Here is a 14,091-nt window from a genome sequence, read left to right as displayed (position 1 = left end):
CTGGCACGGCTGGGACGGAAGTCGCTGTCGTTCTCAAAATCGGTGGAGCTGCATGACAAAGTCATCGGGCATTATCTGAACATAAAACACTATCAATAAGTTGGAGTCATTACCCTCATTATCATCTTATCTTTTACTGTTGTTTTTATTAAACAAATTATAGTTAAAATATATAACGCGGCTCTCAATATTTAATACTGGATAAAACAAACGAAGACAGCGTTCATTCGCTATCGCTATGATACGGTTTAGGTTTAATAATAATTATTTTGTCTTAGCGCGGCGATACTTCTACGCTTTAAATGACGTGATTCAGGTTCTTTTAGAACCAAAGATAATCCACGCTTTCTGTTGCAAGGTAACCAAATGAATAAAAAAACGATTATTATCACTGGTCTTTTTTTTACAACGTACAGTCATGCAAGTGCACTCTATTTTTATGAAATTGGCACGGAAGATACTGCATTAGCAGGCGCGGGGCAGGCGGCACGTGCTCAGGATGCGTCAACACTATTGACTAACCCCGCAGGTATGACGCGTTTACCGGATCACATGGTCACCGGCGGACTGCAGGCAATGGGGGGAAATATTCCCTACACTCTGGATGATGAAACGGCGGGGCGCCAAAGCCCGGGCAATATTATGAAGCTTTTTCCCAACGCCAGCATGTTTTATACCCAACGTTTAAGCGACACGGTTTCAGCTGGCCTGGGTTTGTACGGCAACTATGGGCTCGGGATTGATTTTGGTAATTGGGCTGGGGATCGTCTGATTAAAAAAAGTACCATGGTAGCGATGACGCTCAGCCCCGGTATTGCCTGGAAATTAAGTGATAAGGTTTCTGTTGGGGCAGCAACCGGACTGAACTACGGTGTGCTTTCACTGACGCGAAACGTTGATGGCAATGATGATAAACAAAACGACCATGATTGGGCGATGAATTACCGCCTGGGCCTGTTGATGGATTTAACCGATCAAACACGAGCCGGTATTACCTGGACGAGCAAAACGGACTATCACTTTAATATCGATGGTAAAGCCCGTTTTCCTAACGTGCCAAACGTCGAGTATAACCTGCCGATTGCTGCTCAGGTTCGCGCACCACAGCAGATAATGATGAGTCTTGTCCACGACATGAATAAGCAGTGGTCGGTGATGGGCGACCTTGGCTGGCAAGACTGGAGCCAGTTTGGTAGTCCGCAGATTTCAGTTAACGGACAATCCAGTGATAAAACCAACCGACTGAAGGATACGTGGCATACGGCATTGGGTGTTCAGTATCGCCCGGATGAACAGTGGCGTGTTAATGCTGGGGTGGCATTTGACAGTACGCCGTACAAATCACAAAGCGATGTCGCGCTTTCCCTACCGACCGGTGACGAGTGGCGTTTTGCCACCGGAGCGCAATATCAGATTACCCCTGCCAGCAATATCGGGGTGGCGGTGGAATACCTGCATATGCAGTCTTCACAGGTTAAATCAGCGGCATTTGGTGGCGAATACAACCACCCGTGGCTATGGTTTGCGAGCGTCAATTATAGCTACCAATTTTAAGCAGAATAATCGCTTCACTTACCGTTGCCGTGATGGCGTCCAGAATTCGGGACATTCGGTTTATCCAGAAATAAACAAGTTATCGATTATCAGCACACGCTAAAAAAACTATTGTAGCGCCACTTCTTAGGTAACTCACTGACTAATGGCAACGCTATAATAGGATGATTATGAAAAAGGCGCTTATTACACTCATTATTGCAAATGCACTGACTGCCTCCACGGCTTTCGCAGCTGCGGACGCAGGAACCTGGTATACCGGCGGTAAATTTGGCTGGTCGCACTATTCGGATACCAGCACCAACCAGCAAACCAATGCTGATGGAAATAAGTTCGGCGATGTGGGCAAGAATAGCGATAATGTGGGCGGCGGCGTATTTACGGGCTACCAGATTACCCCCTGGCTGGCCGTTGAAGGTGGCTATGATTATTTGGGTAATATGCAGTTTAATGGCCGAAACGGTGCATCGGGTTCTCAGATGAAAAGCCAGGGTCTGCAACTGTCATTAAAAGCCAGTTATGGACTGACGGATAGCTGGGATCTGTATGGTCGCGCAGGGGCAATGGGCTATCGCGCCGAGTCTGATATTAAAGGCCACAATCGCTTTGATACCGGTGTGCGTCCTGTCGTCGCTGTCGGTACGGAATATGCCTTTAATAAGAACTGGGCTGGCCGTCTGGAATATCAGTGGGTGAGCAATGTGGGTAATGAAAACCAGATTGGCGTATCAAGCGATGTCCACTCTGTCACGGCGGGCCTCTCGTACCGTTTTGGTCAGCAAGATGATGCAGCGGTTGTCGCTGCGCCAGCCGCTGCCGTTGTTGCCGCTCCGCAGCCACAGCGTTTTAACTTAAAATCCGATGTGATGTTTGGCTATGATTCTGCGGCATTAACGGCTGAAGGCAAAGCGGCTATTGCCCAGCTTTATCACAACCCAGGAATGCAGCCAGCGAACGATAAAACGACGGTGGTTATTGGCTATAGCGACCGGACCGGTGCTGCCAATTATAACCAGCAACTTTCCGCCCAGCGTGCTCAGGCCGTTGCCGATGAGTTAGTCGCTTTGGGGATGCCTGCGGGCAACATTACCGCCGAAGGTCATGGTGTCAGTGATTCAGTGACCGGTGCGAGCTGTGATGGACAGTCTGGTCAGCAACTGATTAACTGCCTGGCGCCAGACCGCCATGTGGTGGTCGAGATAACTGACAAGCAGTAATTCAGCACCAAAAAAGCCCTTCTTATCTTCGGATAAGAAGGGCTTTTTTTAATCACATAACAGTGAATTCAATGCGCTGCTAAGATGTTGTAATCCGCTCATATTAGCTTCTTGCAGATAGTAACCGTTAATCAGCTGAATTTTATCTAATTTGGATAACAAACTGTATACTTTGTATGTTGTGCTTTCAGAATCAAAAATTGCCTCAATATCAATGTTATTAAGAAACTCTTTCTTTAGGTAATCCTGAATCTGCTTGATAGTGTATTTGTTTCTGTGGTGAAGATAACCCATGTTACTTTGGTTCTGCGATGTGTCTTCTGCTTCGCATTTTATTATTGGCACCTGCAGCATTTCAATTTTCATCAGTATCTTTCGTGAAACTTCTTCACACGGGGTTAACGTCCCCGACAGTATGAGTGTATGAAGGGTTCTCATCACCTTTTCCTCTTTATGTATAGAACCCAACTTAATATCATAATCATGTCTATATATGATGATTATTATTATTTATAAATAAACTTCATGTGCTGTTTAAGGAAGTTTAGAATTAAATTATTTACTGCTTAACGCTGCATGTGCGGAGTGGTTCGATTTTTGACCAATTCAATCATCGCTATGATATGAGTGCTGCAGAGAATAACTATGTTTATCGATTTATTAGTGTCAAAAATTAAAACCAAACTGTGGGGTTATTTTCTTCCCAGGTTTACGTCCAAAGACTGTAAGGACGATAGGGTCTACAATTACTACGGCGTTTATTTTTCAGATGTAAAACAAGAAAAATATCAGCTGGTCAAGCTGATTGGTAAAAGTGTAGTCCTTGAGAAATGGAATGCTGAGCAACATGCATACGTTGCAAGATTGAATATCGCGGTTAGCGATATTGAGAAAATGAATGTTGAAATCATTCATTGGAAAAAGCATGGTCCGCTTAGGTTCGACTCTATTGTTCTTTTTGCGATTAACTATTTTACGCGGATCGCCTATCTGAAGAATCTGATTATTCGCACTAAAAACAAACTGTTCGTTCAGTTGCCGCAGAACAGGGAAATGACCGGGCTTGATCGTATCACGCTGCTGAAAGTACTGGTGAGCGAGTATGTACGCCAATCGCCTGAAAAGACGCATACCGGAGTGACCGGTAATGAAGTGATTGATTTACTGTATGGTACGCTTTGGTATCACCATATAAAGAATGAAGATTTTAGACGTAAGATTTTGCTACTGCTGCAATCGCTGGTGATTACAGGCGATGTCAAACTTGAAGAGGGCAAATACCTTATTCAAGGCCAGGCGATTTCTACGATTGTCGCGTGGGAGTCGGACGAAAGAAGGGATAAACAGCAACTCAGAATTCAGAAGAACATTAATCGCTTAATGCTGATTATCACGGCCTCAACGCTGATGATTACCCTGGCCATTTTGGCGCAGGCTGGTATCGTTAACCTGCATAATCTTTGGCTGCATCTGACCCAACTGAGGCCGATTCGCCTCTTGTTTAAATTGCTCTAAACCCAGGTGGGGAAACCTCGCTAAGCCCTGGCGAATGACACCTGGTTTCGCCCAGCTTGTTTGGCTTTATAGAGTTCTTTATCGGCATCTTCAGCCAGTTTATCCAGTGAGCTACCTGATTTCCATTGGGCAACGCCGAAACTGGCGCTAAGCCAGGCAGAGTGTTGGGATCCCTGATGCGGAATCTTTGCATCACTGATAGTCTGGCGAATTCTTTCAGCAATCATAACGGCTTCCTGAATGTGGCTGCAGCGGCTGAGCACGATAAATTCTTCACCGCCAAAGCGGAACGCGGTATCCGTTGATTTTCGTAGCGACTGGGATAGGCATTTTGCGGTCTTCACCAGGCATTCATCACCCGCGACATGGCCGTAGATATCGTTATACTGCTTGAAAAAATCGATATCCATAATAATCATAAATAGCCTCTCTCCCGGTTTTCTCAGTAGCTGGACATTCTCTTCGAAGTGCGTGTTTAGGCTGCCTTTGTTCAGCAAACCCGTCAGCGAATCGCGATGAGCCAGTCGCGTAAGTTTTTTAATCAGCATACTTTTGGCGAATTCGCTGTTCTGTGTGCGAACATACCATTCCAGAAGAATATATCGGGCACTTATTACCACTGCGAAAATAATGATTGTCCCAGAGACCTGCAGCAGATTAAATTTTTCAAAAGAAGTCAATTCACTAAAGATCATCGAAAATACAATGGGGGCGCAAAAAAGAGTTAATATCCTTCCTGATATATAGAATGAAATGGTTGCCGGTAATAAAAGGGTGATGAGCAAGGCGAGGGAGGTTGCTGGCGTATTGTAATTTTGAATCATAAAGTAAAACATTCCGCCCCATAACAAACCTAAAACTAGCACCAGAAGGGATAACGTTAATGGCTGAAATTTCTTTTTGACATGCCTTCTCAAATAAAACCCTAACAATGAAATGATGATGATAACAAAACACAATTTGTTGATTATGGAACTATTGAGGTAGTGAGGTGAGTGAGAGACATTGCTGGCCAGCGTCCATAGACAAAAAATCACATTAAGACTAAGAAACCAGATGTAGCCCCATGAGTTAACGATATCTAAAATTTTCTTACTGTCGGTCATTACCTTCATTGTCTATGGCTCGCAATGTTTAACTCCAGTCTAAAATTATAGTCTAAACACCTATGTTGCAACGTCTTGAATTCGTTTAAGACTGGACTAAGCTCAAATGAACCTACGGTGTTTAAGCCTTACGCGCAATAATAAAAATATATGTATCTGGGTGATAGCCATGATCAGAATGCGGGCTGGAGAATGTGCGTGGCCATTGCGGTGGTTAATCCTGCTGCTGCCATTGCTATGCTGGAAAGCGCAAGCTAACGGCCTGTTTGATCCTGAAGATGGCATGCTGGATATGAGCCGCTACCTGCAGGATAACCAATATGGTTTTTTACCTGTTCCCGTCGTGATTACGGAGCCCGCCGTGGGATACGGCGGTGGGTTATTTGGCCTTTTTTTACATGGCAAAGGTAAACGTGAGGGTGAACGCTTTGTTCCTCCGCCGATCAGCGCTTTTGGCGGTGGGGGAACCCAAAATGGAACCTGGTTTGTGGGGGGCGGACATCGCCATACCTGGCAGGACGACCATATTCGTTATCTGGTGGCGGGGGGGGATGCGGATATTAATCTGGATATTTATACCGGTGATGTGATTGGCTTTGGTCGCAACAAGGCGATAAACACCGAAACCAAAGGCTACGGCGGTATGCAAAAGCTGCTCTTTCGCCTTGGTGATACGCCTGTGTTCCTCGGCGCCTCGCAGTTCTGGGCAAAAATGGATATCTCCGCCAAAAATAATCCCGTTATCGACAGCATCTGGAAGCGTGTGTTGGGGGAGAGCAGTACCTCCTCGGCTTTCGGTATCGTCGCGGAGTATGACACCACGGATAATCTCTTTTGGCCCAGTCGCGGCGTCTCTCTTTCGGGGGAATACCAGTTATATGGCGGTGCGCTAGGCGGAGATTATCAATACGATTTGCTGACCCTGGACGGCAAGACGTTCCTGCCGCTGAATCCTACCTGGACGCTGGCCCTCGCCGGAAATTATCAAAGCCTTTCCCATCAGGATAACCACCTGCCGCCGATGGCACGGCCCTATATCGCGCTACGAGGGATCTCCCGTTATCGCTACCAGGGAAATGATGTAGCTACGGTACAAACACAGCTGGCCTGGCAGGCTACGCCGCGCTGGATTATTCAGGGCTTTATTGGTGCCGGAAGCGCTGCAGATACCTCATCTGATTTGTTTCACACCGCAGAGGTCGCTTGGGGTACAGGGTTTCGCTATTTGATTGCCCGTGAATATGGGTTACGTACCGGAGTCAATATCGCGTTTAGCGATAACGAACAGGCGGTTTATTTCAACGTAGGCTCAGGGTTATAAGCGAGCTGCAGGAAAGGTGGGCGCTCAATAATGAGATGGAAGCATACTGTTTTGCCATTGCTGTTGATATCAGGCGCGGTAACAGCGGCTGAGGGTGATGACCGTACCTTTCCTATCTGGGGAGACGAGGCCAGAGCGCGAGGCTATTCCATTCCATTGCCCTTTGGTATCAACATTAACTATATGAATATGCGCCAGAATATCGATGTCGATAGCATCAGTTTTTCAGGGCTGGCGCTGGGGAATCATCCTATTCCAACGGACATGTTTAATATTGATGCTGGGCATACACGAGAAAAAAGCAAATCAGAAACGGTGCGTCTCGATATGTGGGTTTTCCCCTTTCTGAATGTGTACGGATTAGTCGGGCACTCCCGGGGATCATCCGTCTCCAACGTATCGGTTGATGCGGATCCCACGCGCTATACCGGTATTGACCGATTAATAGCCGGGGCCGTGCATCAGCTTTATCAAAGCGGCGATCTTCAGAATATTGATTTTAAACTGGATTTTAAAGGTACAACCTTCGGTACCGGCATCACGCTGGCTGGGGGATATGAAAACTGGTTTGCGCTGGTGGACACCAACTATACGCGGACGGACTTCGATATTCTTGACGGCAAAATTTCGGCATTAACCGTCTCTCCACGCATCGGGTATCGCTTTAATCTCCAGGGCCCTGCAGGACCATCACATCTGAGCGTCTGGCTAGGAAGCATGTACCAGGACGTTCAACAGGAGTTTAAAGGAAGCCTTTCAGACCTGAGTATGCCCGCTGCGCTACAGCCATTAATTGATGCGGTCAATCAGAACGGTGAGGGGCGCTTTGATGTTAAACAGCGACTGACGTCACCCTGGAATGTGCTGGTGGGGAGCCAGTATGAGATTACACCTCATTTTAATCTCCTGACGGAGATTGGCTTTAAAGAACGTAACAGTTTCTTTATCGCTGGCGAATATCGCTTCTGATGATAACCAGACCTCTTATTCTGGCGGGACTTCTGCTGCTAAGCTATCAATCGGGGGCGATTTCTCTCGATAGAAAATCAGTGGATGAGCTACTGACAAAGCTTGGCGCGGACAATCAATACGATCCGGCGAAAGGAATTAACTGGAGCGTGTTGCCTGGTCCTTTCTATACGCCCGAATTAAAGCTTGGGTTGGGGATGGCCGTGGCGGGGATTTACCGCGTTGATCCGTCCGATAGCACGACACAAAACTCATCGCTGTCGTTCACCGGGTTTGTCAGTTCGAGCGGGGCGTTAGGTATTGGCCTCAACAATTACACTTTTTTCACCGACGATCGCTGGCGACTCTTTGTTGATGGCTCAATTGCCAAAGTACCCACCAGCTTTTGGGGGATCGGTTACGATGCCGCCCAGGGTGGTGAACAGAGCTACACCAATAATTCTGTAGGTCTGCATCCGGTGTTGCTGCGTGAGGTGACCGATAGTCTCTATATAGGCGCCGGCTGGGATTTTTCATCCATGCAGGCGAACGTAGAAAATGCCCATCCAGGAGACGTTTTTTCCACATGGCATGCGGATGTTTCGCCGCTTTCTTCCGGGGCGTCGGTGGCAGTGAACTATGATTCTCGCGATGTGGTGACGCGCCCTGAGCATGGGCAATTCTTTAAGGTGGAATATACCGTCTATGATCCGGCATTGGGCTCAGATACGCATTTCACGGCGGCAGAACTTCAGTACGATTATTACCATCTTCTCAATGAGAAAACCGTATTAGCCTTTGATCTCTGGGGGCGTTTTACGCGTGGCGACGTTCCGTGGGATAAGCTTTCAATGGCGGGAGATGACCGACGATTACGGGGCTATTACCAGGGGCGGTATCGCGATAAAGATGTCGTAAGCGGGCAGGTGGAGTACCGACGCAAACTCAGTTGGCGACACGGCTACGTACTTTGGCTGGGTGCCGGGGCGTTGGGAAATGATGCCGGTGATTTAAGCCACCATCCGCTGCTACCGACCGCTGGCGTGGGGTATCGCTTTGAGGTTAAACCGGCGATGAATATCAGGCTTGATCTTGGCTTTGGCAGAGAGAGCGCAGGGTTCTATTTTCAGGTCGCAGAGGCTTTTTAAATGGCTAAATGGCTATTGTTGCTGCTCATTGCCATGACGGGCGCTCAGGCAAGCGGCGATTTATTATCGCTAAAGCAGGCCAGTCAAGTATCCCCCGTAGCGGCGCACCTTAATGCGCCGGAATCGCTACGCCCGTGCTGTGCATTTGGGCACGATCTGCACGTGCGTGCGCTTGGCGTGCCGATTCCCTTCTATCAGATTGGCAATGTGCTCGCGCTGGATGCGCTGGGCGAGCATCGGTACAACGATAACGCCTTCGGTGCGGTTGAAAATATTGTCGGGTTAAGCAAAGAAGAGAACGGCCTTGTCTATACCCATCGAGGTGGTTTTATCGACATCGCCCACGTTCGCGATACTGCGGATAACACCTTCTTTCTTTTCTCTAAAATCTACCCCAAGTTAGGCCAGCGCTGGCGTTATTTTTATAGCAATGAGCTGGGGGTCAGGCGCATACAATTAAACGCTTTTACCCCACCGGCCGAGTTGAGTGCGCGCTATACGCTTGCCGCCTGGCTCGCCGGACGTTTAGCCTTTGAATTGGCGCAGTGGCATGAAATTGCGCAGTGGTACGGATTCCAGTCTGTTCCCGGCTTTTCAGAGGCGATCTCTGCCTTTTCACCGGAGGACCTCTATTCTAATCTGCTCGGCGCGCGCCTTGCGGTTGTATTGATTCTGCAAGGCAAAGCCGGAACCGTCGATGACTATAATGCGGCGATGACATCCGCGCTGAAAGAGGCGCTGCTGAGTCTGGATATTGCGACACGTACCGAAACCGAAAAGAAATTTCGCGAGTTAGATGGGGAGTGGTGGAACAGTAAGCGAAGAGTGCCCGATAAATTTCTGGTCTTAAAAAGAAACTACAACCTGGATATCAACCGCTTACCCACACCCGTTGCCAATGAAAACGCTCAGCCGCTGATGTTGACGTTTCCTGCCGTAGTTGAAGGGTATCAACTTTCACATTTGGGGGCGCTGAAAATCTATCCTGGGAAAGCGATGCAGTTACTTCCCCCACCCAAATCCTTCTACAGCCCGCAGCAGTTTCAAAAACTGGCCGATAAGGCAGCGCGTTCGGACAAGGTGCTTCTTGAGAGGATACAAAAATAATTAAGGCCACAATCGTGGCCTTAGGCTGATATTGTCGACGCTGGTTTGCGTCAATCTGATCGCGTATCAGTTGAAGCCAAGACGGATCAAATCCAGCGGGCAATAGACGCCATCGCAACCCTCAATCTCAACGGCGTCAGTACGGCGAATTTGTTCAGCCGTTTTACCTTCACCATGAATTGACCGGATAACGCCCGTCGCGCCATTGTTAGCAATCATGACGCGGCTGCCGATAGTGATAGCGTTACGGTTACGATCGTAGGTTTTCATCGTCTCCTCCTTTCACATTTCAAGACGGGATACATTTGCGGTGTGAATTAATACCGCGATAGAAAGCGCCATGTTTTGAGCTTTGTCAAAAGAGAGGTTTATCTGTTGTATGACGTACCTGGATTATCAAAGAGGGGATTAAGATTTTGGGGAACCGATAAACCAGATAATGAATCCAGCGGCAGCGCCTGCACCGGCAATGCTGAGGTAGAGTAGGGCGTGTTCAAGAAAATAGTCCTGTAAGGTCATCCGCCCAGTCCAGACATCCTCAGATGATTCACCGATGGCAAAGTCAATGAAGACCAGTACACAGATGAACATGAGCGCATAAGTCATCATCATGTAGCAAAGTGAGAAAAAATTGAATGAGGAATGGCTGCGCACGGGGGAACCCTGGTTTGGTTTGAGCGGGTAAGATAGCCTATTGTGATGCAGATGCCTAGATGTGAAAAGCAACGATCTGGCTGGTGAAAGGCAACGTTGAGAGTGAAATGTTTGAGCGGGGAAATCGGATAAAGGCACGTGTTTGTTCACCTAATTTGATGCAATGCTTAAGATGCTCTGCCCGCGATTGATATAACCGAGCCACAATATATCGGTTGGTTAAGTTTTCAGTTGATCATGCCCGGACTCATTTATCGCGTAGTGTTGAATGGCGTGATTGATTAAAAGATAAGCATAGAAAGCCTGAGGTAGCGGAAGTTATGGTGACGACTAGACGAAATGCCAAAAAGACTGATGAGAATTAATGGTGAATAAATGCACACGATCAACAATCCCACGCATCACGCGTTTCAATGAAATTGATTTTGATCAATTTCATTGAAAAAAACGAATGCTCCATTTCTAATTCTAAGTCTTTTTTGTGATACCTAATAAGGGGTATCTTCGGGCTGTGTTTGGCTTTTTTTTCTAAAAACACACATTCTACCAGATTTAATTCTTTTAAGAGTGGTGATTTGTAGTGATTTGTATTGATTGTTTTTCGTTTGAAAATGTAATTGTAACTCCTATTGTGTCTCGGTAATCTCGAAAACAACCATATAACAAACGGGGTGGCGGTGGATAATAATATAAAACTTCTTGGTTATAGAATTGATAATAGACTTTATTATTCAGTGGAAAATAAAACCTTGTTCTCTTTAGATGGCAGTGAGAAGAGCATTCCACTCAGAACAACCAAAGCACGCTTGCTCGAATATTTATTATTTAAATCTGGTGATGAAGTCATTACCGACCAGGAGTTGCTAAAAAATATCTGGGATAAATATGGATTAAGCTCTTCAAGTCAACGTCTGTGGTTAGTTATGAGAGAATTGAAAGTCATCCTGTGCGGGTTCAATGTTTCAGATGACCTGTTTATTCGAGTAGAAAACAATGGCTATCTCGTTGATGTTGCGTTTGTTCGTGAAGTTGTCGAATTTACAAGAAAAATGAAGGTTGAGGAACGCTAGGCTATAGCAGAGAAAAGCTGCCGAATTTTTAGCACACTTTAATGGAGGGTAATAAAATAAACCCAGTGTTCAGAAGAACAAAAAACAATCTAATAGTTGTGTACACGAGTAACTATTGGTTTTACCAGGGGATAAAGTTTTCTCTTAAAGACTTTGATGTATTCCACAATACAGATGAATGCATCGATTTTAATCAACGGAAAATGATATTTGTGGACGCGAATATCCTTCTAGAAGGAAAAAGTAAAGATTTTGCCTCTTTTATTTATTCGAATTGTATTGATCGGGTCGTGTGGTTGACAGGTCATGATACGGGAATGGTGTATCCACTTTGGGCGACTGGTGACCGAGTCATCAATATTAATGAGAGTAGAGACTCTTTCTCATATTTTTTGCGTGCAGCGGCGACAGAGCTATCGATGGACGGTATTGCATACTACACATCGCTTTCGCCAACAGAAGCCCTTATCCTAAACTATCTTGCGAAGGGCTTCTCCATTACTCAGATTGCTTTTGTGACGGACAGAGCGCCGAAAACGATCTATCAGCACCGAGCGATGATACTGAGAAAGCTAGGCTATAAAAATGCTGCTTTCATGCAATCTATATTTTTGAGGTACGGCAAGCTGATGTGGACCAACAGAAGACCACGTTTGGCCGACATTTCTGCAGCATCCTAGCCAGATATATCTTGAGATATAGCAAAATGCCGTGTATTGATGAGTCGTCGTACCTGGCCTGCACACGCTGCACTAAGGTCGTTCGTTATGCTCGCCGTAATGTCGAAATTTTTAACCAGGAATGCTGGAGTCTGTATTAATCTAATTATCTTTTTCGGAAAAAACGGTATCAGCAAAACTTAGGGTATTGAGCCTGAACGAAATCAAACCCGCTACTGCGCAGGTTTGATTTTAATGCCAGCAATTTTAATTTTGGCAAACTATATCTGCTATATAAGCAGCCGCACTTGAACCACCTTTCACATAATCAAATTGGTTAGTGACTTTTCCGCTTAAATTATATAAAGTTATTCTCCCATATTCGTTTTTACATGCCTGAGTAGAAATTGTGAACCGGCTATATAAAATATTGGCGTGGGAAGCTCTGGATATTGGGACTTGTTGAATAATAATTGAACGAATCCCTTTTGATTCTGTAAAAGACCGCTTTTTAGCATAAAAATTAGAATCGTTTGTATCTGTAAGAAAAATCCAGCCTTCGACGTTGTCTGCTGCGAATACAGAGAATGAGGATATGGCTAAAAATATTGCTCCGGTTAACTGTGATGTATTGGGCATTAATAAATTCCTCGTTTTTAACCCAGCTCTGTGTGCGTAGATGTGATACCTCACCATTCCGTTATCGGCATTATTCACAATTTATTTAACAAATAAATGCATGTCTTTGCCCTGTTTGCTTTTTGATCTTTAATCCTTTCAGACTGCTGAGAATCTTCACTTTGAGCTGTCGTTAAATCAGCCCGAGAGTCTGATCCCCATCAAACCCAGCACCCGCCATGCAGCGAGATGAGAGGCCATGAAAATGGACAATGACCCGCGCTTCTGCACGGAGTTTCTTGATCTGCTCCAAGGCTAGTTACACGGTGATACGCCGATTGGCGCTGTTCTGCTTTCCGTCGCAATGGCGCTGAAAGCGGTTAAAAATGATGAAACATCACGCGGTTCACATTAGCCATTCCAAAACCCATCTGCAGGTGGGTTTGATAATGGCACTCCATATGATATAAGGGAATGCATATAATTTATGGATGTTAATAACATGAAAGCTAATAATAAAAATTGTATATGGGGTGTTTTTATTTCTGAGCTTTTCTATGTCTGCATTAGCGAATAATGCTTACAAAGCTGAAGAAACACATGCTGTTCAGTTTCAGAGAGGAGCGAGCGGTGCTGTGGTTAATGGAAAAGTTACAGGCAACCAAGATGTTGATTATACGTTAACTGCAAAACAGGGGCAGTTAATCACAGTAAAGATGGAGAGCGCCTGGCCGCACCCCTTCTTTTCGGTTTTTGAGCCTAAAGGAAAAGTTATTTTCGACGGTATGAGTGATGGGGATTCCTTCTCCGGGCAGTTGCCATCATCAGGGAAATACATCATACGTGTCTACCAGAAAGGGAATGCAAAGGATGCTGGCGAGACTCATGCCTTTAAATTGACGATAAAGATAACAAACTAAATGCCAATTTAGTTAAGTCGCCTATTGGCGGTTTTTTATTGTCATCACAAAGGCCACCTTCGGGTGGCTTTTTTAATGGCTTTAACCATAGAAATTAGATGTCAGAAATCACGGTTACACCTGCACAGCAGATCCGCTTTGACCTGCCCCCACGATTAGATACAACACTCAGTTAGTAACGTCGGAATCTTCATTCTCAGAATGACCCTTTCTCCAGCCCGCTGCAAATTCAGACGGTGTCTGATAATTCAGCG

The 14,091-nt window shown here is 45.9% G+C and carries 16 protein-coding genes; 11 read left to right on the top strand and 5 right to left on the bottom strand.

The genetic code is table 11. From position 1 onward, the window contains the following. The 3 genes from FHC49_RS08980 to ompA all read left to right on the top strand — a co-directional run. On the top strand, positions 1-99 hold a 99-nt coding region (locus FHC49_RS08980; protein WP_000641146.1), incomplete at its 5' end, for an IS1 family transposase. 267 nt (positions 100-366) lie between these two features. After that, on the top strand, positions 367-1,554 hold the full coding sequence (locus tag FHC49_RS08975; RefSeq protein WP_220439573.1) for an OmpP1/FadL family transporter: 1,188 nt from the start codon (positions 367-369) through the stop codon (positions 1,552-1,554). Between the two features lie 170 nt (positions 1,555-1,724). Further along, on the top strand, positions 1,725-2,771 hold the full coding sequence (ompA, locus tag FHC49_RS08970; protein ID WP_220439572.1) for a porin OmpA: 1,047 nt from the start codon (positions 1,725-1,727) through the stop codon (positions 2,769-2,771). Between the two features lie 48 nt (positions 2,772-2,819). Here ompA and FHC49_RS08965 read toward each other — a convergent pair whose 3' ends face one another. Beyond that, positions 2,820-3,137, bottom strand: a complete 318-nt coding sequence (locus FHC49_RS08965; protein WP_220439571.1) for a hypothetical protein — start codon at positions 3,135-3,137, stop codon at positions 2,820-2,822. Positions 3,138-3,416: 279 nt separating this feature from the next. Between FHC49_RS08965 and FHC49_RS08960 the strand changes: the two genes are divergently transcribed. Then, positions 3,417-4,286: a hypothetical protein gene (locus FHC49_RS08960; protein ID WP_220439570.1), complete on the top strand. Its 870-nt coding sequence runs from the start codon at positions 3,417-3,419 to the stop codon at positions 4,284-4,286. Between the two features lie 20 nt (positions 4,287-4,306). On the opposite strand, the gene FHC49_RS08955 is transcribed toward FHC49_RS08960, so the two are convergent. Next, on the bottom strand, positions 4,307-5,392 hold the full coding sequence (locus tag FHC49_RS08955) for a membrane-associated sensor domain-containing protein (RefSeq protein WP_223883228.1): 1,086 nt from the start codon (positions 5,390-5,392) through the stop codon (positions 4,307-4,309). Positions 5,393-5,570: 178 nt separating this feature from the next. On the opposite strand from FHC49_RS08955, the gene FHC49_RS08950 reads away from it, so the two are divergent. The 4 genes from FHC49_RS08950 to FHC49_RS08935 are packed head-to-tail and all read left to right on the top strand — an operon-like array spanning position 5,571 to position 9,916. Then, the gene (locus FHC49_RS08950) at positions 5,571-6,713 is read left to right on the top strand and encodes a BamA/TamA family outer membrane protein (protein WP_220439574.1); all 1,143 of its coding nucleotides are present in this window, start codon (positions 5,571-5,573) and stop codon (positions 6,711-6,713) included. Between the two features lie 30 nt (positions 6,714-6,743). Next, on the top strand, positions 6,744-7,682 hold the full coding sequence (locus FHC49_RS08945) for a porin family protein (protein ID WP_220439569.1): 939 nt from the start codon (positions 6,744-6,746) through the stop codon (positions 7,680-7,682). After that, positions 7,682-8,809, top strand: a complete 1,128-nt coding sequence (locus tag FHC49_RS08940; RefSeq protein WP_220439568.1) for a BamA/TamA family outer membrane protein — start codon at positions 7,682-7,684, stop codon at positions 8,807-8,809. Before FHC49_RS08945 ends, FHC49_RS08940 begins: the two co-directional genes overlap by 1 nt. Then, entirely contained in the window at positions 8,810-9,916 is a 1,107-nt protein-coding gene (locus FHC49_RS08935; RefSeq protein WP_220439567.1) for a DUF4056 domain-containing protein, read from the top strand. It abuts the gene before it with no gap. Positions 9,917-9,982: 66 nt separating this feature from the next. Here the strand turns inward: FHC49_RS08935 and ydfZ are convergent, their stop codons facing one another. Continuing rightward, on the bottom strand, positions 9,983-10,186 hold the full coding sequence (gene ydfZ / locus FHC49_RS08930; RefSeq protein ID WP_220439566.1) for a putative selenium delivery protein YdfZ: 204 nt from the start codon (positions 10,184-10,186) through the stop codon (positions 9,983-9,985). Positions 10,187-10,324: 138 nt separating this feature from the next. After that, complete coding sequence (locus tag FHC49_RS08925; RefSeq protein WP_185668650.1) at positions 10,325-10,570, bottom strand: hypothetical protein; 246 nt, start codon at positions 10,568-10,570, stop codon at positions 10,325-10,327. Positions 10,571-11,247: 677 nt separating this feature from the next. On the opposite strand from FHC49_RS08925, the gene FHC49_RS08920 reads away from it, so the two are divergent. Both FHC49_RS08920 and FHC49_RS08915 read left to right on the top strand, forming a co-directional pair. Next, positions 11,248-11,640 carry a hypothetical protein gene (locus FHC49_RS08920; RefSeq protein ID WP_185668651.1) on the top strand — a complete coding sequence of 131 codons (393 nt, stop codon included), beginning with the start codon at positions 11,248-11,250 and terminating at the stop codon, positions 11,638-11,640. Positions 11,641-11,681: 41 nt separating this feature from the next. Further along, positions 11,682-12,320 carry a helix-turn-helix transcriptional regulator gene (locus tag FHC49_RS08915; protein WP_185668652.1) on the top strand — a complete coding sequence of 213 codons (639 nt, stop codon included), beginning with the start codon at positions 11,682-11,684 and terminating at the stop codon, positions 12,318-12,320. Between the two features lie 246 nt (positions 12,321-12,566). Here the strand turns inward: FHC49_RS08915 and FHC49_RS08910 are convergent, their stop codons facing one another. Beyond that, a complete protein-coding gene (locus tag FHC49_RS08910; RefSeq protein ID WP_220439565.1) occupies positions 12,567-12,938 on the bottom strand; it encodes a hypothetical protein in 372 nt (123 codons plus the stop codon). Positions 12,939-13,474: 536 nt separating this feature from the next. On the opposite strand from FHC49_RS08910, the gene FHC49_RS08905 reads away from it, so the two are divergent. Continuing rightward, the gene (locus FHC49_RS08905; protein ID WP_185668701.1) at positions 13,475-13,837 is read left to right on the top strand and encodes a DNA breaking-rejoining protein; all 363 of its coding nucleotides are present in this window, start codon (positions 13,475-13,477) and stop codon (positions 13,835-13,837) included. Positions 13,838-14,091: the final 254 nt, after the last annotated feature.

The organism is Kluyvera sp. EC_51, from assembly GCF_019584505.1.
Classification (GTDB): Bacteria; Pseudomonadota; Gammaproteobacteria; order Enterobacterales; family Enterobacteriaceae; genus Kluyvera; species Kluyvera sichuanensis.
This window is presented reverse-complemented; position numbering and strand designations above follow the sequence as displayed.